Genomic DNA, 19,493 nt, shown 5'->3' on the forward strand with positions numbered 1-19,493 from the left:
ATGTTGCTAGGGTAAAGAGATTACCCTAGCCATATATTTATATCAACAAGAGTATTAAGGAATAAGGAAACTAGCTAATCCTAAGTTCTCTATATTAAAATTATCTCATATTTTTATTTGATATATCGGTAACAAATCGGCAATATCCAAATAAAATCTTTAATATTCACTATTGATTAGTTTTTGAATTCTATTAAATATAGGAGTTAATTTACCTTTTCCTCCATTATAATCTACATATGTACCAACAATTTCTTTATAACATCCTGTTCTATTTATTCGAGTTAATATAGCATCAAGTTCTTCTTCATCTATATTTAAATCATTTTTTATTTCATTTGTAAATTCATTCCAAAACTTATTACATCTTTGTAATTCATTTTCATTTGGTTCTAAAGGGTATTCATTTTCATATTTATACAATTTAGCTAATATATATAACTCTCTATATGATAGTTCATCTAATATATCTAAATATTCTTCATATAAATCTACAGCAAAATCTCCTTTATTATTTATAGATGATTTAAATAACATTGCAAATATCTTTATTTTTTCTTTTCTATTAGTTTTAACTACCACATTTCTAGTTATCATATACTTGTGTAAAAAATCATCAGATTTTATTATTTCTTCTGATAAATTTATATTGCCACTTTCTAACTCGTCAAAAAATGCTTTCATTCTCTTCTGTTGTAAATTATTTATTGAACTTAATAAAACTCCATCTGCTATTGATAGTGCAGGATTTAAAATTTTTATAGTTTCTGCAAGCCCCCTAATAACAAGATTGTTAGCATACAAATCTAAACTTTTATCTACCATGTTATTTATTTTGTCCACTTTGTTTATCCTCCTTTATATTTTTATTAGATCAAATAATGTGTCCTCCTCTTCTTCAAATAATTTTATTCCAAATAATTTTATAGCTATACTTCTAATAGCTTGTTTCTTTTTATTCCTTAGTTGTCTCTCTTCATAGCTCATTATATCAATAATTTCCATCCATGTTAATCCATCTATATATCTGTATTTAATTATATCTCTATATATCGGAGATAAATTATTTATAGCTTGATCTATTTCTTTTTTTAGTTTTTTATTTCTATATAATTCTATTTTTAATTCAGTTTCTTCTTCAACTTTATCTAATGCCTTTCTTTCAGTCACTCTAGATATATTGAAAGTATGGCTTACCTGTATGCTATTATAATTTATAGTTCCTACTGTTGTAGTATTTTCATCTAATTTTATATCCTTTAATTTTTTCTCCGTATTTTTTATAAATTCTTCTATATCTTTATATCCATATAAAATTTTTTCTGTAAATCTAAAACAATTATTTTGTAATTCTTTTTTGTCCATAAAAATCCCCCTTATTATCTATGCTAAAGATTCTATTTTAACTTCTAACTTAGGTTTATCTTCAAAGTTCTGAGCAGCTACTAATACAACTATCTTAGTGTCATCATAATAATTTTATATAGTTCTCATATATAATAATTTGTTCTGGTGTTTTTATCCTTCTATAACTTAATCTTGTTCTTCCTTTGCCTTGTGGTTTCCCATCTATTGTAAAATTAACTTCCATATCAACCTCCTAAATCTTTTATATTTTTTTGAATAACTAATTTATAACTTTATATAATAGAATTATCTTCTGTGTATGATCATCGTGTACAAACGCATTTATCATTAAATGCTAGATTAATTTCTAGTCTTTTTTTCTATATAAAATGTAAAATTTACTTTTTCATTCAGTCAATTATTTCTCTTTAGGTTAACGAATATTTATTTTTTTAAGAGTCAAACTATTCTAGAAAGGTGGTTTTAATGTGAAAAAGAAAATAATTGTACTTTTATTATCTTCATGCTTTTTATTAAGCCTATCTAGTAGTGTTTATGCAGTTAACCTATTTAAAGAAGGTGTCTATAAGGTTGCTGATTTAAACTTTTCTGAGGATAACAAATATATAGTTCAAAATGTTTCAAAAACTGAAGGAGCTTATCTTCAAGTATTTGACGAGAATCAAGTTTTAGTTCAGTCTATTAGATTTTCTCCTGATTCTGAAAAGTTTAATTTAGTTAAAATTAGTCCTGAGTATAGAATAGTAATACTTGGTGGCGGAAATATTTATATCTATCCATCTTAATAGTTTTATTTATTGAAACTACCTAATTAAATAATCTCCTAAATTAAAGGTGCTCCAATTGGGCATCTTTTCTCTTAATTTAATATCTCCACCTCATAAACTTTAGATTTTATTTTTCTTCTTCAACTGAATTAGATTTAATCCTATTAAAATTTATAACTATTCCTCCTTATTACCACCTTTAATTCCCCAAGCACTCATTATTTTATCTGCACTTTCTGGAAACTTTATTTTTCCATTGATTTCTAATCCACATATGCACTGTGCTAAAGCCATATAGTTAGGATATGTTTTATAATCACTTGGTTTAAAGAATGTTTCTTTTACACTTTGTATACTAGCTTCTTTTTTAACTTTATTTAAATCTTCAGCTTTACTCATTCTTTTCACTTCCAACCTTGTATTCAATTTTATATCTTTTTCTAAATAATCTTTTATCAGCTATAGCTTTATTTATATTGATCCTGCTAACATTTAAATAATCACAAGCCTTATTAACACTTTCAAACTCTATGATTTCATCTTTTAACATATCTGTAATTATTACAGGCTTCCTTTCAACTGATCTTATAGTTTCTAAAGCTTGTATTCTATATCTCTTTCTAAATAATCTATTATGCTTTATATAAGTTGTTATATCCGCTCTTCTCATGTTTAAAAATTTACAACAATCATCTATCTTGTCAAATTCAATTTCTTTGTTTTCAACTTCATCAATAACTTTTACTTTGTAATTATGATTTTGTCTACGTTTGACTTTCTTATAATTTCCACCTTCAGTGTCTCTATAGTCATCAAGTGTTATATACTTAATAGCTTGCCCTATAGTTAGTCTTGAATCTAATATACAAGCTAATAAAGCCATATAGTTTTCTGTAAAATCAAAATCATATGTATTAGAATATCTCACCCTACTCACTCCTATTTAAACTTTCCTTTTTGACTTTCTAGTAACATCTTTTCTAGTTCATCACCATCATACTTACTAAAAGATTGATTTATATTATGATATCTAGTTTTTAAACCATGTATATTTTTATTATTTTTGCTAATACTGTTTTTAGACGGACATGTCTTATCATATTTAAGTTTGTGGCCTTCTAATTTCTCTAAAGTGGTTATGTCATCAGCTAACCACTTTTTTATTATTCCTTTTATATAACGTAATTCTTTTACATTTGCTTCAATGGAAATTTCCATAGCTTTTATGACTAAATCATATTGAATCTTATCACCTATTTTTAAAAAGAAATCTTCTTCTATTTTGGTTAATACATATCTGTTTACTATTTCTCTTTTGTAATAATTTAAAACTTCTTCTAGTCCTTCCTTAATACAACTACTTTTATTAAATGTATTATTAATATATGTATTATTATCTTTCGTATTTTCCGAATACCCCTCTTCGGTTTTTCGAGTACCCCCTTCGGAATCTCGAATACCCCTATTCGATTTATCGAATACCTTTATAATTCTTTTTTCTATTGTTTTTGTATCTTTTTTATAAATATAAGTTATTTTTATAAACCCTTTTTTCTCCAATGTTTTTATAATTTCTGAACATCTAGATTTAGATAGTTTAAAGAAACTAGAAAAATGTTCATTACTAGCAAAACAACCTTTATCATTATCTAAACTATCTATTTCAACTAAAAATACTTTTTCCATCAAGGTAAGATTATCGTTTAACCAAATTTCTTTTGGTATCCAAATACCTTTAAATGCTCTTTCCAATTTCTCACCTTCTTTACTTAAATGCTAGAGGTAAGAGTAGATGCTAACCCCTACCTCTTTTATGAATTAATTAACTTCTATAGCTGCCTGTCCATCTTCCTCTTCTTTTATCTCAAAGTTAGCTTCTATAGATTCCGTTTCATCAAATACTAAACTCATATCTTCATCTATTTTTGATTTAACTGTTTCATCTGAACTAACCGCTCTTTGCATTTCTATACTTAATGGAGCATATTTTAAAAGTTGTTTTATAACTGTTTTCTTTGCCATTGTATCAAAATCAGTTTGCCAAGGTCCATTATTAAATGTTTTACTCTTGCTCTTAGCATGGGCTATTATTTCATCCTTTGTCATAAATATAAAGCTATATCCATCCGTATCTAGGTGATAAACTGAATAATATCCTATAACTTCCCCTCTATCACCTATTAGTGCTGGTTCATGAATTAAATCTTGGTGTAATCCATACTTAACCTCAAACTTATCATTTTCCCTTACTTCATGGGCATATAAGGTTTTTATCTTTCCACTTCTTAAAGCTAGATCTAGTAATCCCTTATATCCGACTTGAAATTGAACTTTATTCCCATATGGTATTAAATAGGCTTGTCCTAGTGGTGTATTCGGCTCTAATCCTAATTGTGCCGAATCCATCATTGCAGCTATGAAACTCATAGGGTCACAATTTAAAAACTTTTGATTACTACTAAATGCTGTCAATGCAACCCTTTGAAATCTTTCACTTGACATGTGTTCTGGTAATGCTTTTTTTATTTGCCCTGCCATTTGTGTCATTAATTGTTCCATAGCTTTGTTTGGACTAGGTTTCTTTACTGTAGTTGTTCCTGTTGCTTTATTTGCTAATTTATTTTTTAATTCTGACATTATTTATTTCCCCCTATTCTAAAAGTTCTTGAAGTACTTGTTTTTGTATACTGTACTGCTATATCTGGCATTTCAGCTTTTAACTTTTTACTATCTATAGTATTTCTACTTGAAGTTTTCCAAGTTATTTTTCTATCCCCTATTTTGGCAACTTCAAAATCTTCCATATGAATTTGTATTTCCTGTTCTATCAGTTTCTTTTCAGTTTCTAAGGCTTTTATATCTGTGACTATTTCGTCATATCTTAAAAGTTTTTGAGGCCCATCTTTTAATAAATGAAGTTCTATTTCTTGCCCATTTGATTTTTTATACTTCTCTTTTAAATATTCTGAATACGCATCTGATCCATCTGGCAATGGAACTATATCTTTTAATATGTTCTCTTCCCAAAACTCTTTTTCTATTTGCATAAGATAATCTATTGTTTCTTGATCTCTTTCTATCTTGTACCATATAAAGTCACTATTGCCTATTAAAGCTGCTATATAGCAATGTGTTGCTCCTGTTATGGCCATATAATGTAAGCACTGTATTTCATAATGTGGTGGTACTCCATCTTGCCACTCTTTAAGTGCAAATGAATTAGTTGTCTTACATTCCAAGAATGCTTTTTCTCCTACTATAGCTCTATCTATATTTGCTAATGCAAACGGATATTTTCCATTTTTAAGTATTCCATTTACATTTCTTACTTTTAATCCAGTTTCTTCTGTAAATAATTCAGCAACTAATCCTTCTAATCTATTGCCTAACTCCATTCGTAATGATTTAATCTCTTGTGGATTCTCTTCTTTCTTTTCCATATATAGTTGAATTGAACTTTTCCAAGGGTTTAACCCTGCTATTGCAGATGAATCACTTCCACCTATTCCAGCTTGTCTACTTTTTAGCCATTCTTCTTGTGTCATATTTTTTGTATCTGCTATAACCTTTGCATCTAAATATTTTCTGAACTTTTCATCTTGATATAGTATTGCAACTTCGTTCATAATATGTTATCCTCCTATTAGTTTTTGTTTGGATTTAAGAACTCATTTTAAGTTTGGTCGCTTATGAGTTCTTACTTTTTTTATACAACTTGTTTATTCTCTATATCTCTTTTTTCAAGCAGTTCACTTGACCACGATACTTTTCTTTTAAGTATCTCTATCTCTGAATTCTTATACTTTAGTAATTCATCTAATGATTTAATTACACTATTATTTTCTTTAATTGTATTTTCCAATTTAAATTTCTTATCTTCTAACCTTTTTACATCAACTAAAAGACCTTCTTGATCTCTGTTATATCTTTTTCTCGATACTGGTATTAAGTTCTTTAAAAATTCAAACATACTTATTTCCTCCTAAATATGTATTTTCTTGTTTTATATGTAGCTAGCAGTATTACTATATAAATTAGGCTATATAATACTGCCATACTCCATATTAATTTAAAAAGTTTTAGCATTATATCTCAACCAATTCTTCTACATCTACATTTAATACTTTAGCCAATCTATAAACTGTGTTTATATGAGCTTTACGTGTTTTACTATTTATAATTCTATTTATTGTGTTATTTCCAAATCCAGCTTCATCAGATATAACATCTGTAGTTTTATCTGCTTCTGCAATAGCTTTAATCAAAGCAATTTTATTTACTTTTACATTCATTATTACTCCTCCTATTCTTGTCCTATTTTTATTTAAAATCCATCCCAATGATCTAACCAATCTAAAAATGGTTGTGATGGAATTTTATATAATCTCCCTATTTTTATAACTTTGAACATATTGCCTGTTACCTCAGCTTGTTTTATTAGGTTATATGCTGTTTTATCACAAACTCCTAATATTTCTTTGATATCTTTTACTGTAAATACTTTTTTTGTCATATTATCTCCTTCCTAAAAAATGTATTTTTTTGTAGATTTTTGACCATTCCCCTGCTATAATATCATTGGAATACGTTCCCAAATTTATTAGAAAGGGGGTGTTATCATGGCTGCTTATATGATTACTTATGATTTAAATAGTGAAGGTCAAAACTATGAAAAAGTCATTAAAGCTATAAAAGATTCTTCTATCTATTGGTGCACCTTTTGGAAATCTTCTTATCTAATAAAATCCAATTTAACTCCAGGTGAAATCCAAGGTAATATATCACCTTATTTAGATGGCAATGATACTTTATTAGTTATTGAAGCTAATAATAATTATCAAGGCTGGCTATCTAAAGAAGATTGGGAATTTATTAGAGAAAAAATTTTCGACCAATAATTAATAAGGGCATTTTATACTTTGATCTTTTTTAAACTGCGTTCCATTGATGCTATCTTCATGGATAAACTCATACTGCTCTTGAACTTGCTCTTCTTGAGCAGTTTTTTCTTTAAACTCTAAATACTCTTCCACACTGTTAAATTCTATTGTTATTTTCATACGATTACCTCCTAGCCCTCGCCTCTTAATTTATTTATAAAATATACTTGTCCTTTTCCAGTTACCTTTGGTGTTTTACTTATACTTATATGTCCATCTGAATGATTTATTGTAGTTTCCTTTATTTCAAATAAACCTTGTTCCATTGATTTTTGAGTTGGCATATTGTAATCTGCACCTTTTCTCTTTATTAGATATCCATTATTTCTTAGCCAATCGAAAAATCTTTTTTGACCTGTATTTACTCCATTTTGTTTTAATATCTTTGCAAGTTCTCCCACTAATATAGATGTGTGACTAGCACTTACTGCATCTGCAAATATTGCTTTTGGCTTTAGTTCTTCATTTTCTATTTGTAATTTTTCATTTTCTTCTACTTGTTCAACTAATTGTATAAGTGCTTCTTTATATGTAGTTGGTAAGTTAGTTTTCAATTTATTTTCCATAGATTCAAACTTAGTTACATATATGGCAGTAAATAAAATTCCTTTTTCTCCTGTCATTTTGTTTGCTACCATATCACAACCTTTTCTAGTCAATAAAAAGCATTTTTCTTTTCTTCTTTCTCCTTGATATGTACTTTCAATAAAGAAATCTTGAGAATTCAAATTTGAATTCTGAGATTTTTTTAGAACTTCTACATACCCTCTTATATCTCTCATTAAATTTGAATGTTCTTTTTCTATTAATTCTGCAACGTCTCTACTTTCAACTAAAAGTTGATTGTTTTTGTTAATTACTTTTAAGCCACTCACTTTATTCCTCCTTATTTATCGTTTTTATCTAGTTTAAAAAGATAATCTTTACTTAGCTTTGGGAATAAACCTCTTTGTATTTTACAAGCTTCTTGCCAAGTAAAATCCGTTACTCCATTTATTTTGTTTCTTAATGTTCTTTCAGTAATTCCTAGATGATTAGCAATTTCTGCAATATGTATATTGTTTCTTGTCATTTCTGCTTTCAAATTCATATGAGCCATTTGTTTATACCTCCTCCCATTCCGTTAACGGATTTCTTGATTAAATTATAATACCTTTAACGGAATTAAGTCAACACTTTTTTTAAAAAAACTTCCTTTAACGGAATTTTATTTCTTGACGTTATAAAAAAATATATCTATACTACTACTTAAAGGCAGGTGATAGATATGGGTTTAGAAATTATAAATATATTAAAAAAAGAACAAGGTTTAACCAACGAAGAACTTTCTATTAAATCTGGCGTTCCTTTAGGTACATTAAGTAAAATAACTTCTGGTATTACTAAAGACCCTAAATTAGAAACTCTAAAATCAATTGCAAAAGTTTTAAATTGCTCTCTTGATGATTTCGATGATAACACAAATTCTTATGTATTAAGCAAACAAGATGAAATCAACTTAATTGAGAAATATCGCCAGTTAGATACTCATGGTAAAAAACTAATAAATACAATTATCGCTTTTGAATTATCTGATAAATCATAACAACATATTTATTCTCAATTTACTTTAAAAAGTCCTCATAAGGGCTTTTATTTTTACGAAATCTTATAAACATACGTTCGATTAATAGGCAAAAATATATACTTTCTAACTCCTCCCTTGTTTTCCTCTATCACCTGTACTTTTATTTGATATAAATTCACAACCTTTTTTACTTATTAAAAACTCTCTATAAGTTTTATTGTTTCCTTCTGTTTTATAAGTACTTTCCACCCAATAATTCTGAGAACGGATTTTTCCGTTTTCAAAAACCTTATTTATACTATCTATTTTTTCTAATAAATCTCCATGTCTTGAATATTCCATCATGTCTGCTACTTCTCTTGATGATATTCTTACAACTTCTTCGTTATTTGTTTTTATAATTTCCTGCATATTACTACCTCCTTAATTAGCTTTTAAATTTAGCTTTTCTATTTTATTTGAAAAATCATTTGTGTTTCTTAAATCATTCAAAGCTTGAATCTCTATCCTATAATTTTTGTTATTACTTAAAATCCCCATATATTACATCGCCTCAAAAACATTCAGCAGAACATATGTTCTGATAAATCTAAAAAAATGTTACCATTGTTTATGTGTAAAAGTCAAATATATAACTACTATTTAAATATTAATAATTTACATAAAAAAAAGATGTAGTTTATACTACATCTTTTTTATTAATACGATAAGTTTTCATCAAATAATTCTAAGTTATAACTACTATCTGTTTTAAGTTCACTATTATGGTATCCTATCAATTTTTTATTATGTATATTCAGTTTTATACTATATACGATATGGTTATTACTGGTATAAATTATGTATTTATATCAGTATAAGTGAAAATATATAAATAAAATATCATAATAATTACTACGTTATTTATATAAATATATATTTCCTTTGAACCCTTCAGATAAGAGAGTTACTTGAATATTTGAATTTAAATAACTATTAAATTCATATTCATTTAACTTAGATAGTATGAAACATTCTTTTGAATTTTCAGTTTTAACTTTGTATATATTGTATTTAAATAGTAAGCATAAAGTTGGATTAATATGAAACTGATTATTTTTTATATACAAATGACCTATTATATATAATATGAACCAAAATATAAAAACCTCTTTAAAAGAAAAACCCGAAGAAGATAATGTCAATAAATATGTAACAAAATACTCTAATATTGAATTATTATTTGGCTCTATATCTATAATTTTTTTATTATCTTCAAAACCTCTAGATTGTATAATTACTATTTTGACTAGAACTAAACAAGTAATACATAAAATTATCAATATCCAAAGGTAAATATCCTGAAATTTTATATTTTTTAAAATAAATTCACATCTATTTGTTAATATATATTGAATAAAATTATAAGTTGATTTAAAGTCTATATTAGTAAATATCAATATTATAAACAGAGGAATATAAGAAGAAATAAATAAGAGCCATTTAACAGACTTTTTCAAAATTACCACCTCTTAACTATAATATTAACACTTACAAAAAAATAAGTCATTATTAATTACTTTTTCTGGATTTTCTTTTTTTTGTAGTAGTTCTTTTTTTAGGATTACTTTTGCCTGAACTTAAACGACTTTTTCCTCTAGCCAAGTATATGTCATTGGTTATATCTCCTTTAAAGTAGTTATCTGATATTAAATTTATAATTTCAGACAGTGAGGACACATCAGAGTAAACTATTTTGTTATCTTTTAATGAGATGTCCAAATTATATTTTTCTATTGTCTTTTCTATACTCTTAGAATTATTCTTAAGTTTATCTATAAATATATTAATATCTCCATGCACACATAACTCAGCCAGTTTTCTAGTAATTGTAGATCTGTCTAGACAATCTAATTTAAATTCGTCGAAATTACTTAAAATATTTGATGATTTTATTGAGTCTAGTGTAATAGTAGCTTTAGTTGTATAGTGATAATTATATGAAAACATAGTCTCAAAATTATGCTTACCTGTAACATAAACAGAGTTATCATAAATTATACAATCAATTTTAGGATCAAGAGCAAATAAGTCATCTTGTATAAAGTTTAATCTAGAGTCTTTAAAGGTTAATAATCCTTTATTTTTAAGATAGTTCAAAGCATATATTTTTCTAACGACTGTAAAAGTTTTGCTATCATCTAATGTAAATATAAATGCATATAGATAAGATTCAGATAATGTATTTTCAAATGTTTTCAATGACTTAATAGAATCTATCGATGAAATACTGTTTAATAATGAAGAAAATACAGAGCTATGAGTAAGTTCTGAAGTTGATAAAAAAGGAATAGCTCCATCTAAACTAGAATCATAACTAAAATTTTCTAACTCACAATTACTAAAAATTGATTCCAAAGGTTTTATATATATCTTTTTTATATCATCAAATATATCATTTTTTATATAAGCCTTTAAAGGTTCTAAGCCATTAGAAAAATTAGTATTCTTTTTTAAAAGTAATAAATGAATACTTTTTATACGACCTTTTATATCCTCTATATTTAAAGTATTTTCCAAAATAAATCCCCCTTAATAAATATCTTATTTACATAATATATTTTAATTTTATTTCGTTTTTCTCCTACTAAATTCTATATGCATAAATTTAACTTATATAGAATTCAGGCACTCAGCATATTGTATTAATCCAGTTGCTGCTGATATTTTTATTGTCATTTCCCCTATTATTCTCCAATCGAACAAGACTTTCATTATACTTTTGCCATCAGTTCTTTTTATTGATATAGGTGAATTAACAATTTACACTATAATTCCATATTTTAATTCAGATTATTTCATTAATTCACCTCTTTCCTTTGTATTTATCTACCGAACATTATACCAAAGTTTAGGTCTGTATTTTGTCAAAAACTGTCATTTTCAAACTTATTCCTCTGTTTTTTGCCTTTTTACAATAAAAAAGACCAGTTTTACTAGTCTTTATATATTTTCAAATATATAATTAAGTCTATTTAGCTACCTTAATTTTTTTATTTACTTTTAATTACATATACAATCTACTTTATAATACTACCATTAATATAAGTAATTTAATTTTTTCATCATAATCCTTAAGTTTGAAATAGCTTTTTTATTTAATTTTGATGCTCTAGTCGTAGAAACGCCTAATACTTCACCTATTTCTTTTAATGTCCGTTTTTCATAATAATATAGTGATATTACTAACTGCTCTCTTTCACTTAACATATTAATTGCTTTTTTTAAAGTTAAAATTAACTCTTCTTTTTCAACATAATCTTCTATATCAATAGCTTCATCTTTTAATCTATCTATAAATTTAAAATCATTTTCATCATCTGAATCTATATTATCAATAGAACTTATATTTAAGTTTGATATGCTTCTTTTTATCTTATCAACTTCAGCTGTTGAAATTCCCATGTAATCTGAAATTTCATATATTGTTGGTTGCCTAAAATTTTTCTGCTGTAAGTATTCTATACAACTGTTATATTCCTTTAATTTACTTAAATATACCCTAGGTATAAATGATTGTTTTCTTATTATATCTATTATGTACGAGTTTATCTTAATATAAGCATAAGTAGAGAATCTAGCCCCTTTTTCATCATTGAATTTATAACTTGCATCTATAAGTGCAATTACTCCATAGCTCACTAAATCTTCATATTCAATCCCTATTTTATTTGTATAATATCTCGCTGCTAAATTTTTTACTAGATTTATATTTTTATTTATAAGTTCTTCTTTACTAATCATAACTATAATAACTCCAATAACTATATATTAATTATTTAATTTAATTTTCATTCTATATACTTATAAAGTTTATCAAAGTTTAGGTAATATTTACAAATTCTTTAATATTAACCTAATTACATTTATTTTTTAATTTAAATACTAAAAAAGACTAGCTTTAACTAGTCTTTTTACTATTTTTATATTTATTATTTATATATATATGCTCTATTTAAATATCATTGTAGTCATTAATAATATAGCAAATAGGAGAGATGTTACTTCATCACCTATATAATATAAAGTGTATTTATACTCATTAAGTATTTTTATTTTTCTTAATCCATATATAAAATCTATCGTTAATAACACTCCTAATGTTATAACTGTAAAAGTACTATTTTCTAGTGTGATTACTATAAATAATAATATACCTAAAATTATTAATAAAGCTACAGGTCTATTGATATTTTTTGATTTAACCTCTTGAAATTGAGAGTTTGTTATTTTATATTTTTTCTTCATAAAAATTGTAAATATGAAATATAAACTAAAAATACCTATAAGAGAAGTAAAATAAACTGATTCCATAAGCTACCTCCTATTAATTCCATTTAGATTTTTTCTTTATATTCCAAAAACATACACATATCATGATTTGATACACTATCCCATATTCCAAATAAGTTATTATATAAATGTCCCTTTAATCTGCTATTTGATGATTTTGAATAAGCTAATACAATACCCCAATGGTATATTCTATAATTTTTATTAAGCCTTATAATCTCTTTGACTTCTCTTTTATTGTAATACTTAATCTCCTTTTTTAATGCTTTTCTTAATTCTTTTAAAATCTTCTTTGCTTCTTTATAATTTTTTTTAGATATACATTCTATTCCTTCACTTGATCTGTATTTATAATAATTTATATTTTCAATAATTTCTTTTCTCGATATGTTAATTTTATCAAAATACAAAACTCTAATCATTTTCATTCCCCCTTATCAAGCAAAGAATATTTTCCTATATTTTACCATGGTTTATATGTTTTCTGTAAATTCTTAAAATTCTTTAACTTTTTTGTAATATTTATATAAAAAAAGACTAATTTCATCTTTTTATATAGCATATTTAAACTTTATATTGTTAATTATTGTTATATATTTTAATATATTATTAAATTTATAAATTCACATAAGGGGTGTGACTTAGTCATGAATAATATAAAATCTGTTTTTATAAGAAAAAGAAATAATAACTATAATGTATATGTTGAGTATTTAGATTCAGAGACAGGAAAAATAAAGCAAAAAAGTCATGGGAAATATTCTAGTAAAAAAGATGCTGAAAAACATCTTATTGAAATTAAAAATTCTGTAAATGGTAATAAATTTGTTATATCTAAAGATATAACATTTGTAGAAAGATGCCAAAAGTATATGGATGATGATTCTAAGGATTTTTCTCCAGTTACACTTAGTACTCGTAGTGTTGTTTTAAACTCAACCATAAAACCTTTCTTTAAAGATATACAATTACAAGATATTACACCTAGTGTACTACAAGCTTTTGCTAATTACGTCTATAAAAATCATACTAAACAAAGTGCAAGAGTTAGATTAGCATTTGTTAAAGCCGTCTTAAATGAAGCCTATAGACTAAGAGAAATTACAGATAATCCAACTCACTTTATAAAAACTCCTAAAAGTTTAGTAGCTGATGCTCGTATCCCAGATGTTTATTCTAAAGAAGAAGTTAAGGAGGTTATAGATAAGTTAGAAGGATCTATTATAGAAATACCTATTTTATTAATGTTAACTTTAGGTTTAAGGTGTGGAGAAGCTTGCGGTTTAAGATGGGAAGATGTAGATTTTGAAAATAATTTAATTTCAATAAATAAAACACTAACATATGTAAATAAAACAGGGTTTATTTATAAAGACCCAAAAACCAAAGGCTCTATAAGGACTATATCAGCTCCTGCTGAATTAATGTTAAAACTAAAAAAATTAAAAGTTAAATATAATAAGCTTAAATTAGAAAATATTCTTGAAGGTAAATCCCAAAATCTAGTTTGTTTAAATTCCATATTAAACCCTTATTCTGAACCTACTTTACTTAAAGCTTGGTATAAGTTTTTGGAAAATAATAATATTAAAAGAATAACATTACATGATTTAAGACATACTCATGCTACTTTATTAATACTAGCAGGTACAGATATGAAAACTGTAAGTGATAGATTGGGACATACCGATATAAAAATAACTATGAATAGATACTCCCATGTATTAGAAGAAATGGATAGGAAGGCCTCTGATAATATTTCTAATATAATGTTTAAATAACGTCAGTAAAATGTCAGTAAAAACTAAAAATGTCAGCCTAAAGCTAGTTATATTTATAACTTTAGACCGACATATATTTTCTTATATACAAGTTATTTACTCATTTATTCAAATATATAATTCTACATTCATAGTATTTTAGAATCCTACCGGTATTCCAGCGGCCATCCATATTATAAATAATATAGTCCAAGCTATTAAAAATGTCATGGAATATGGTAACATAAGTGATATTACAGTTCCTATTCCAGTATCTTTCTTGTAAGCTTGCATAAATACTATTACCATTGCAAAGTAACTCATAAGCGGTGAAATTATATTTGTTGAACTATCAGCTATTCTATATGCTGCTTGAACAACATCTGAACCTATTCCTAATTTTAAAAACATCGGTATAAATACCGGTGCCATTATAGCCCATTTAGCCGATGCAGATCCCATAAATAAATTTATAAAGCCTGTTATAAGCACAAACCCTACTAATAATGGTATTGCACCTATATTTATTGATTGTAAGAATTCAGCTCCTCTTACAGCTATTATAGTCCCTAGGTTTGTATACTCAAAATACTTTATAAATTGAGCTGCAACAAATGCCAAACATAAATATCCACCCATAGAACTCATAGCCTTACTCATGTGAGCTGCTATTTCTTTTTCATTTTTTACAGTTTTAGCTATTTTTCCATAAACTACAGATGGAACAAAGAACAATATAGCTATTATTGGTATAAGACCATTCATTAAAGTAGAGTGATCAACTATAGAATTTAAGAAGTTTGGCTTATCTAAATTTCTTAAAAATGAATTTGGCATAGCTACAAGTATTATTAATCCTACTACCATAAATAATAAAGTTAAGTTTGCAGCTTTCATAGCCTTAGCTTCTTCAGGCTTTATAGTTTGTAAATCACTAGCTCTTGATATTCCATCTGAAAATTTAGCATCTTTACTATTATATTTTCCAAGCTTAGGCTCTATAATTTTAGTAGTTATTAAAGTTCCTAATATAGTAATTAAAAATGTTGATGCAAACATAAAAAAATAATTTGCAGTAGCGCTTATATTTACTGTTGGATCTATTATATGAGCTGCCTCATTTGTTATTCCTGCAAGCATAGGATCCACAGTTCCTATAAGTAAGTTTGCACTAAAACCTCCAGAAACTCCAGCAAAAGCCGCAGCTATACCTGCTAAAGGATGTCTTCCATAAGCCATAAAAACTAAAGCCCCTAGTGGAATTAATATAACATACCCTGCATCAGATGCCACATTTGACATTATTCCAAGAAATACAACAGTTGGAACTATAAGCTTTGCTGGTGTTATACTTACAATTTTTTTAAGAAGTGTTCCTATGTACCCTGAGCTTTCTGCAATCCCAATTCCTAACATACCTACTAACACTACGCCTAATGGAGCAAATGATGTAAAGTTAGTTACTGCATTTTCTAACATATATTTAAACCCAGTTCCATTTAATAAACTAATCGCTGTTATGGTTTGTTCCTCAAATTTCATAGTTTCTCTATTTATAAGTCCTGTCGTTATACTTAAATCCATCTTTTCTGCTATTGCAGATATAATTGCTATTGCCACACAAAGCATTGCAAACAAAGTAACTGGATGTGGCAACTTATTTCCTATATATTCTACTGAGTCTAGACATTTCATCAAAAGACTCCTTTTTTTAACTTCTGCTTTTCCCATAAAATATCCCCCTTTTTCTATTTGCTATAATGGTAGCACATCAATGCTATCAAACACAACAAATATTTTTAAAATTCAAATTTATGATGTTTAAAATATTTAAATTTCATTTTCTTTATTTAACTATTATTATATAAAATAAAAAAGCTACCTTTAATTAAAGGTAGCTTTTTTATTTTATATAATTAAATTTATTTTATTTTTTCAACTATAGAATTTAAGACTTCATTTAACTCTGGGCTTATATTATCTACTCCATTATGAGTTATATTTACAATTTCTTTTGTCATAGGAAGTTCTCCTAATAAATTTAAATTCATATCTTTTAAGAATTTTTCTGTTTCTTCTCCATCAAATAATTTTATTTTTTTATTACAATCTGGACATTGTATATAACTCATATTTTCAACTACACCTAATACCTTTACATTAAGCATCTTAGCCATATTAACAGCTTTTGCAACTATCATAGAAATCATATCTTGTGGTACTGAAACCATTATCACTCCATTTAAAGGTATATTTTGCATTACTGTTAAAGGAACGTCCCCTGTTCCTGGAGGCATATCAATTAATAAGTAATCTAATTCTTCCCACATAACATCTTTATAAAATTGTTTTACAGTATTACTTATTATAGGCCCTTTCCATACTATAGCTTGATTTTCATCTCCAACCATAAAGTTAATAGACATTGTTTTTATATTATCACCAGTAACTATAGGGTATATATCTTTTCCATTTGGAGATACAGCTCTTTCATCTTGTACTCCCATAAGTCTTGGTATACTTGGTCCTGTTATATCTGCATCAAGTATACCTACTTTATATCCCATCTTATTTAATTGCTTAGCAATAAGAGCTGTTACTGTAGATTTTCCAACTCCACCTTTACCACTCATTATTCCTATTACATTTTTTATTTTATTGTTAGGATTATTTTCTATAGTGCATGTTTCTTGTTTATTACAACTGCCTTTTGAAGGGCATGAATTACAGTTTGACATATTCTTTACCTCTTTTCTTTTGACTTGCATCTTTAATTATTACTAAATATATATAAACTAATACATATTACTTAATTTTTTCATTTTATATATACCCATTTTTTTCAATTGAAAACATAATTTTTTATGTAATTATATTTTTTATAAAAAAATAAAAATCACTTACATATTTACACTTATCTATACTTTGCTTACTTATCCAATCATCATGCCTTATTGAGTTTTGATTTGCACTTCCTGGCTGAAAAACATTAGCTATACATCCTACTTTAACTTTATTCTCACTTGATATAGTCCAGTTATATTTATATTTCAAATCAATATTTTGAATGTATTCATTTACTTGATAAAACAAATCTGAATATATCTCTTTAGCTGACTCTAGTAATAAATCTTCTAAAGTACCTTTATCTTTGTTATTTGGAAAAAAGTAATTATAAAGATTTATTTTCTTATTTTTAATATTAAAATATCCTTTTTTAAAATCTCCTTTGGTTATAATCATATCTTTTTTTATATGCTTAAATTTATTTTCAAAAGCTTTTTCTGCCTCTGTTTGGTCTGCATCAAAAATAGCACATATACTTTCTATCTCTCTAAGTTCTCCTAAATTCATATTACTGATATATAAATCAATTTCTTTTAAAAGTCTTCCCTCTCCATTTGTACAAATTATAACAGATAAATATTTTTGATTTGTAAAATAATTTGGAATAGGAATATATCTATCTAATTTGTCTTTTGTAAAAGGATAAGTCCTAGGTATTTTACGCTTCCACATATTAGGTAGATTTTCTAAATTTTTTATTTCTTTAAAATTATTTACCTCTAATATTCTAGCCACACAGTTTGCATCGTGAACTCCTTCAACAAAAAATAATATATTTTTCATCATCTCACATCCTGACCTAAAATAGTTCTTATATCTTTTAACTTACTACCTGAAAATCTTGTAGCATTCATATCATTATCTATAGTCTCTATTCTAAAGCAAGCTAATTTCGAAATATTATTTTCCATTCCTTCCACTATTGAATCTATAACTTCTAGACTATGTGTCGTACAAATCAATTGAACATTATACTCCATACAAGATTTTACGAACCATTTGAAAACATCACTTATCATATCTTTATATATAGCCGTTTCAATTTCATCTATTAATAAAATACCATTTTTAGCATTTATAAGCCCTGATGCTAAAGTTAGTACCTTTTTCACTCCATCTCCAAAACTAGATAATGGCATTAAGTTATAGATTTTATGGTGAATATATATAGAAGAACTATTTTGTTTTAAGTTAGGAAGTACTTCAAATCCAATTATATTTTCATCAAATAACTTTAATATCTTTACTATCTTATCTTTATCTCCTTCTTTAATAACTTCAATTGTATTATTTAACATATTTTCAATGAAATGATCATAAGGAGTCATATATGTAATCTTTATTAAATTTAAGTCTTCAGATGACCTCATTTGTTTATTTTCTTGAATATATATTTCTTTATTTAATATTTCTTCATTGTCTTTTTTTAAATTAACATACCCTTCAAAAACTTTGCTATCAAAATAGCTATTTCTACTATTAAAGTCAACCACTTCACTTATTTTTCCTTCTATTTTTAATTCATTTTTTATATTATTTATTATAGATTCTATTTGTATATCCCTGATATTATTTTGATTTTTAGGAAATATTTCTAAAAAAAGTTCAAATTTTGAAATTTTATTACTATCTCGCCTTGAGGCATTTAAAAGCATGTTTTTTATACTGTCTGGTTTTTCTAAAAATGCTATTGACTCTAAAAGTGATGTTTTTCCACTATTGTTATCTCCAACAATTATATTAATATTTACTAAGTTTTCTATTTCTAAATTGCTTATTCCACGGAATTTCTTTATATTTAAATAACTTAAGTAACTCATATTACCACTCTTTCTTTTATATAATTTAATAAATTATATAAAAGAAAGAGTGGTAATATAACTTTATTAATTTTTAAAATAAAAAAAGTCTC

At 25.9% G+C, this 19,493-nt stretch carries 27 protein-coding genes; 4 read left to right on the top strand and 23 right to left on the bottom strand.

What is annotated here, in order from left to right:
* Nucleotides 1-159 precede the first annotated feature (159 nt).
* The 3 genes from ATCC9714_RS10540 to ATCC9714_RS17735 all read right to left on the bottom strand — a co-directional run bounded on the left by ATCC9714_RS10540 (nucleotide 160) and on the right by ATCC9714_RS17735 (nucleotide 1,591).
* Nucleotides 160-843: a hypothetical protein gene (locus ATCC9714_RS10540; RefSeq protein ID WP_057545234.1), complete on the bottom strand. Its 684-nt coding sequence runs from the start codon at nucleotides 841-843 to the stop codon at nucleotides 160-162.
* Nucleotides 844-858: 15 nt separating this feature from the next.
* The gene (locus ATCC9714_RS10545) at nucleotides 859-1,365 is read right to left on the bottom strand and encodes a sigma-70 RNA polymerase sigma factor region 4 domain-containing protein (RefSeq protein ID WP_057545235.1); all 507 of its coding nucleotides are present in this window, start codon (nucleotides 1,363-1,365) and stop codon (nucleotides 859-861) included.
* A 103-nt stretch (nucleotides 1,366-1,468) separates the two neighbouring features.
* Nucleotides 1,469-1,591, bottom strand: a complete 123-nt coding sequence (locus ATCC9714_RS17735) for a RusA family crossover junction endodeoxyribonuclease (protein WP_021125783.1) — start codon at nucleotides 1,589-1,591, stop codon at nucleotides 1,469-1,471.
* A gap of 244 nt (nucleotides 1,592-1,835) precedes the next feature.
* Between ATCC9714_RS17735 and ATCC9714_RS10555 the strand changes: the two genes are divergently transcribed.
* Nucleotides 1,836-2,153: a hypothetical protein gene (locus ATCC9714_RS10555; RefSeq protein WP_021125784.1), complete on the top strand. Its 318-nt coding sequence runs from the start codon at nucleotides 1,836-1,838 to the stop codon at nucleotides 2,151-2,153.
* 159 nt (nucleotides 2,154-2,312) lie between these two features.
* On the opposite strand, the gene ATCC9714_RS10560 is transcribed toward ATCC9714_RS10555, so the two are convergent.
* From ATCC9714_RS10560 to ATCC9714_RS10595, 8 genes are all read right to left on the bottom strand, one after another.
* A complete protein-coding gene (locus tag ATCC9714_RS10560; RefSeq protein ID WP_057545236.1) occupies nucleotides 2,313-2,534 on the bottom strand; it encodes a hypothetical protein in 222 nt (73 codons plus the stop codon).
* Complete coding sequence (locus ATCC9714_RS10565) at nucleotides 2,527-3,063, bottom strand: NUMOD1 domain-containing DNA-binding protein (protein WP_021125787.1); 537 nt, start codon at nucleotides 3,061-3,063, stop codon at nucleotides 2,527-2,529. The genes ATCC9714_RS10560 and ATCC9714_RS10565 overlap by 8 nt, the downstream gene beginning before the upstream one ends.
* Nucleotides 3,064-3,074: 11 nt before the next feature.
* Nucleotides 3,075-3,887, bottom strand: coding sequence for a DnaD domain protein (locus ATCC9714_RS10570; RefSeq protein WP_057545237.1), 813 nt, complete (start codon nucleotides 3,885-3,887; stop codon nucleotides 3,075-3,077).
* A 66-nt stretch (nucleotides 3,888-3,953) separates the two neighbouring features.
* Nucleotides 3,954-4,772 carry a recombinase RecT gene (locus ATCC9714_RS10575; RefSeq protein ID WP_057545238.1) on the bottom strand — a complete coding sequence of 273 codons (819 nt, stop codon included), beginning with the start codon at nucleotides 4,770-4,772 and terminating at the stop codon, nucleotides 3,954-3,956.
* Nucleotides 4,772-5,761, bottom strand: a complete 990-nt coding sequence (locus tag ATCC9714_RS10580; protein WP_077065686.1) for a YqaJ viral recombinase family nuclease — start codon at nucleotides 5,759-5,761, stop codon at nucleotides 4,772-4,774. The genes ATCC9714_RS10575 and ATCC9714_RS10580 overlap by 1 nt, the downstream gene beginning before the upstream one ends.
* A gap of 80 nt (nucleotides 5,762-5,841) precedes the next feature.
* Nucleotides 5,842-6,105 (bottom strand): hypothetical protein, encoded by a 264-nt coding sequence (locus tag ATCC9714_RS10585; protein WP_021125795.1) that lies wholly within the window; start codon nucleotides 6,103-6,105, stop codon nucleotides 5,842-5,844.
* A 115-nt stretch (nucleotides 6,106-6,220) separates the two neighbouring features.
* Nucleotides 6,221-6,427 carry a helix-turn-helix domain-containing protein gene (locus tag ATCC9714_RS10590; RefSeq protein ID WP_021125796.1) on the bottom strand — a complete coding sequence of 69 codons (207 nt, stop codon included), beginning with the start codon at nucleotides 6,425-6,427 and terminating at the stop codon, nucleotides 6,221-6,223.
* Between the two features lie 32 nt (nucleotides 6,428-6,459).
* The gene (locus ATCC9714_RS10595; RefSeq protein WP_057545239.1) at nucleotides 6,460-6,648 is read right to left on the bottom strand and encodes a helix-turn-helix domain-containing protein; all 189 of its coding nucleotides are present in this window, start codon (nucleotides 6,646-6,648) and stop codon (nucleotides 6,460-6,462) included.
* Between the two features lie 106 nt (nucleotides 6,649-6,754).
* Here ATCC9714_RS10595 and ATCC9714_RS10600 point away from each other — a divergent pair, with 106 nt between their 5' ends.
* A complete protein-coding gene (locus ATCC9714_RS10600) occupies nucleotides 6,755-7,033 on the top strand; it encodes a hypothetical protein (protein ID WP_021125797.1) in 279 nt (92 codons plus the stop codon).
* Here ATCC9714_RS10600 and ATCC9714_RS10605 read toward each other — a convergent pair whose 3' ends face one another.
* The 3 genes from ATCC9714_RS10605 to ATCC9714_RS10615 are packed head-to-tail and all read right to left on the bottom strand — an operon-like array spanning nucleotide 7,034 to nucleotide 8,174.
* Complete coding sequence (locus ATCC9714_RS10605; protein WP_021125798.1) at nucleotides 7,034-7,195, bottom strand: hypothetical protein; 162 nt, start codon at nucleotides 7,193-7,195, stop codon at nucleotides 7,034-7,036. It abuts the gene before it with no gap.
* A gap of 11 nt (nucleotides 7,196-7,206) precedes the next feature.
* On the bottom strand, nucleotides 7,207-7,950 hold the full coding sequence (locus ATCC9714_RS10610; RefSeq protein ID WP_196333210.1) for a phage antirepressor KilAC domain-containing protein: 744 nt from the start codon (nucleotides 7,948-7,950) through the stop codon (nucleotides 7,207-7,209).
* Nucleotides 7,951-7,961: 11 nt separating this feature from the next.
* Nucleotides 7,962-8,174, bottom strand: coding sequence for a bacterial regulatory , Fis family protein (locus tag ATCC9714_RS10615; RefSeq protein ID WP_021125801.1), 213 nt, complete (start codon nucleotides 8,172-8,174; stop codon nucleotides 7,962-7,964).
* Between the two features lie 168 nt (nucleotides 8,175-8,342).
* Between ATCC9714_RS10615 and ATCC9714_RS10620 the strand changes: the two genes are divergently transcribed.
* Nucleotides 8,343-8,660 (top strand): helix-turn-helix domain-containing protein, encoded by a 318-nt coding sequence (locus ATCC9714_RS10620; protein WP_081013577.1) that lies wholly within the window; start codon nucleotides 8,343-8,345, stop codon nucleotides 8,658-8,660.
* Between the two features lie 105 nt (nucleotides 8,661-8,765).
* Here ATCC9714_RS10620 and ATCC9714_RS10625 read toward each other — a convergent pair whose 3' ends face one another.
* From ATCC9714_RS10625 to ATCC9714_RS10645, 5 genes are all read right to left on the bottom strand, one after another.
* Entirely contained in the window at nucleotides 8,766-9,053 is a 288-nt protein-coding gene (locus ATCC9714_RS10625) for a Rha family transcriptional regulator (RefSeq protein ID WP_021125802.1), read from the bottom strand.
* 1,140 nt (nucleotides 9,054-10,193) lie between these two features.
* Nucleotides 10,194-11,201: a Kiwa anti-phage protein KwaB-like domain-containing protein gene (locus ATCC9714_RS10630; RefSeq protein WP_057545241.1), complete on the bottom strand. Its 1,008-nt coding sequence runs from the start codon at nucleotides 11,199-11,201 to the stop codon at nucleotides 10,194-10,196.
* A 519-nt stretch (nucleotides 11,202-11,720) separates the two neighbouring features.
* Nucleotides 11,721-12,425: a sigma-70 family RNA polymerase sigma factor gene (locus tag ATCC9714_RS10635; RefSeq protein ID WP_021125807.1), complete on the bottom strand. Its 705-nt coding sequence runs from the start codon at nucleotides 12,423-12,425 to the stop codon at nucleotides 11,721-11,723.
* Between the two features lie 207 nt (nucleotides 12,426-12,632).
* Nucleotides 12,633-12,995 (bottom strand): hypothetical protein, encoded by a 363-nt coding sequence (locus ATCC9714_RS10640; protein WP_057545242.1) that lies wholly within the window; start codon nucleotides 12,993-12,995, stop codon nucleotides 12,633-12,635.
* A gap of 23 nt (nucleotides 12,996-13,018) precedes the next feature.
* The gene (locus ATCC9714_RS10645; RefSeq protein WP_021125809.1) at nucleotides 13,019-13,396 is read right to left on the bottom strand and encodes a hypothetical protein; all 378 of its coding nucleotides are present in this window, start codon (nucleotides 13,394-13,396) and stop codon (nucleotides 13,019-13,021) included.
* A gap of 225 nt (nucleotides 13,397-13,621) precedes the next feature.
* On the opposite strand from ATCC9714_RS10645, the gene ATCC9714_RS10650 reads away from it, so the two are divergent.
* Entirely contained in the window at nucleotides 13,622-14,755 is a 1,134-nt protein-coding gene (locus tag ATCC9714_RS10650) for a tyrosine-type recombinase/integrase (protein ID WP_057545244.1), read from the top strand.
* A gap of 138 nt (nucleotides 14,756-14,893) precedes the next feature.
* Here ATCC9714_RS10650 and ATCC9714_RS10655 read toward each other — a convergent pair whose 3' ends face one another.
* From ATCC9714_RS10655 to ATCC9714_RS10670, 4 genes are all read right to left on the bottom strand, one after another.
* On the bottom strand, nucleotides 14,894-16,465 hold the full coding sequence (locus tag ATCC9714_RS10655) for an AbgT family transporter (RefSeq protein ID WP_057545245.1): 1,572 nt from the start codon (nucleotides 16,463-16,465) through the stop codon (nucleotides 14,894-14,896).
* Nucleotides 16,466-16,656: 191 nt separating this feature from the next.
* Nucleotides 16,657-17,472, bottom strand: a complete 816-nt coding sequence (locus tag ATCC9714_RS10660; RefSeq protein ID WP_055331309.1) for an Mrp/NBP35 family ATP-binding protein — start codon at nucleotides 17,470-17,472, stop codon at nucleotides 16,657-16,659.
* Nucleotides 17,473-17,596: 124 nt separating this feature from the next.
* Complete coding sequence (locus tag ATCC9714_RS10665) at nucleotides 17,597-18,364, bottom strand: DUF3226 domain-containing protein (RefSeq protein WP_057545246.1); 768 nt, start codon at nucleotides 18,362-18,364, stop codon at nucleotides 17,597-17,599.
* Nucleotides 18,364-19,401, bottom strand: a complete 1,038-nt coding sequence (locus tag ATCC9714_RS10670; protein ID WP_057545247.1) for an AAA family ATPase — start codon at nucleotides 19,399-19,401, stop codon at nucleotides 18,364-18,366. The genes ATCC9714_RS10665 and ATCC9714_RS10670 overlap by 1 nt, the downstream gene beginning before the upstream one ends.
* Between the last annotated feature and the right edge of the window lie 92 nt (nucleotides 19,402-19,493).

The sequence above is a fragment of the Paraclostridium sordellii genome (assembly GCF_000953675.1).
In the GTDB taxonomy this organism is placed as follows: Bacteria; Bacillota; Clostridia; order Peptostreptococcales; family Peptostreptococcaceae; genus Paraclostridium; species Paraclostridium sordellii.

What these genes read in the sequence shown, in the direction of transcription:
- ATCC9714_RS10545 (WP_057545235.1), bottom strand. Translation starts at nt 1,365, where the DNA reads ATGGACAAAAAAGAATTACAAAATAATTGTTTTAGATTTACAGAAAAA.
- ATCC9714_RS17735 (WP_021125783.1), bottom strand. Translation starts at nt 1,591, where the DNA reads ATGGAAGTTAATTTTACAATAGATGGGAAACCACAAGGCAAAGGAAGA.
- ATCC9714_RS10560 (WP_057545236.1), bottom strand. Translation starts at nt 2,534, where the DNA reads ATGAGTAAAGCTGAAGATTTAAATAAAGTTAAAAAAGAAGCTAGTATA.
- ATCC9714_RS10575 (WP_057545238.1), bottom strand. Translation starts at nt 4,772, where the DNA reads ATGTCAGAATTAAAAAATAAATTAGCAAATAAAGCAACAGGAACAACT.
- ATCC9714_RS10580 (WP_077065686.1), bottom strand. Translation starts at nt 5,761, where the DNA reads ATGAACGAAGTTGCAATACTATATCAAGATGAAAAGTTCAGAAAATAT.
- ATCC9714_RS10585 (WP_021125795.1), bottom strand. Translation starts at nt 6,105, where the DNA reads ATGTTTGAATTTTTAAAGAACTTAATACCAGTATCGAGAAAAAGATAT.
- ATCC9714_RS10590 (WP_021125796.1), bottom strand. Translation starts at nt 6,427, where the DNA reads ATGAATGTAAAAGTAAATAAAATTGCTTTGATTAAAGCTATTGCAGAA.
- ATCC9714_RS10595 (WP_057545239.1), bottom strand. Translation starts at nt 6,648, where the DNA reads ATGACAAAAAAAGTATTTACAGTAAAAGATATCAAAGAAATATTAGGA.
- ATCC9714_RS10600 (WP_021125797.1), top strand. Translation starts at nt 6,755, where the DNA reads ATGGCTGCTTATATGATTACTTATGATTTAAATAGTGAAGGTCAAAAC.
- ATCC9714_RS10605 (WP_021125798.1), bottom strand. Translation starts at nt 7,195, where the DNA reads ATGAAAATAACAATAGAATTTAACAGTGTGGAAGAGTATTTAGAGTTT.
- ATCC9714_RS10615 (WP_021125801.1), bottom strand. Translation starts at nt 8,174, where the DNA reads ATGGCTCATATGAATTTGAAAGCAGAAATGACAAGAAACAATATACAT.
- ATCC9714_RS10620 (WP_081013577.1), top strand. Translation starts at nt 8,343, where the DNA reads ATGGGTTTAGAAATTATAAATATATTAAAAAAAGAACAAGGTTTAACC.
- ATCC9714_RS10625 (WP_021125802.1), bottom strand. Translation starts at nt 9,053, where the DNA reads ATGCAGGAAATTATAAAAACAAATAACGAAGAAGTTGTAAGAATATCA.
- ATCC9714_RS10635 (WP_021125807.1), bottom strand. Translation starts at nt 12,425, where the DNA reads ATGATTAGTAAAGAAGAACTTATAAATAAAAATATAAATCTAGTAAAA.
- ATCC9714_RS10640 (WP_057545242.1), bottom strand. Translation starts at nt 12,995, where the DNA reads ATGGAATCAGTTTATTTTACTTCTCTTATAGGTATTTTTAGTTTATAT.
- ATCC9714_RS10645 (WP_021125809.1), bottom strand. Translation starts at nt 13,396, where the DNA reads ATGATTAGAGTTTTGTATTTTGATAAAATTAACATATCGAGAAAAGAA.
- ATCC9714_RS10650 (WP_057545244.1), top strand. Translation starts at nt 13,622, where the DNA reads ATGAATAATATAAAATCTGTTTTTATAAGAAAAAGAAATAATAACTAT.
- ATCC9714_RS10655 (WP_057545245.1), bottom strand. Translation starts at nt 16,465, where the DNA reads ATGGGAAAAGCAGAAGTTAAAAAAAGGAGTCTTTTGATGAAATGTCTA.
- ATCC9714_RS10660 (WP_055331309.1), bottom strand. Translation starts at nt 17,472, where the DNA reads ATGTCAAACTGTAATTCATGCCCTTCAAAAGGCAGTTGTAATAAACAA.
- ATCC9714_RS10665 (WP_057545246.1), bottom strand. Translation starts at nt 18,364, where the DNA reads ATGAAAAATATATTATTTTTTGTTGAAGGAGTTCACGATGCAAACTGT.
- ATCC9714_RS10670 (WP_057545247.1), bottom strand. Translation starts at nt 19,401, where the DNA reads ATGAGTTACTTAAGTTATTTAAATATAAAGAAATTCCGTGGAATAAGC.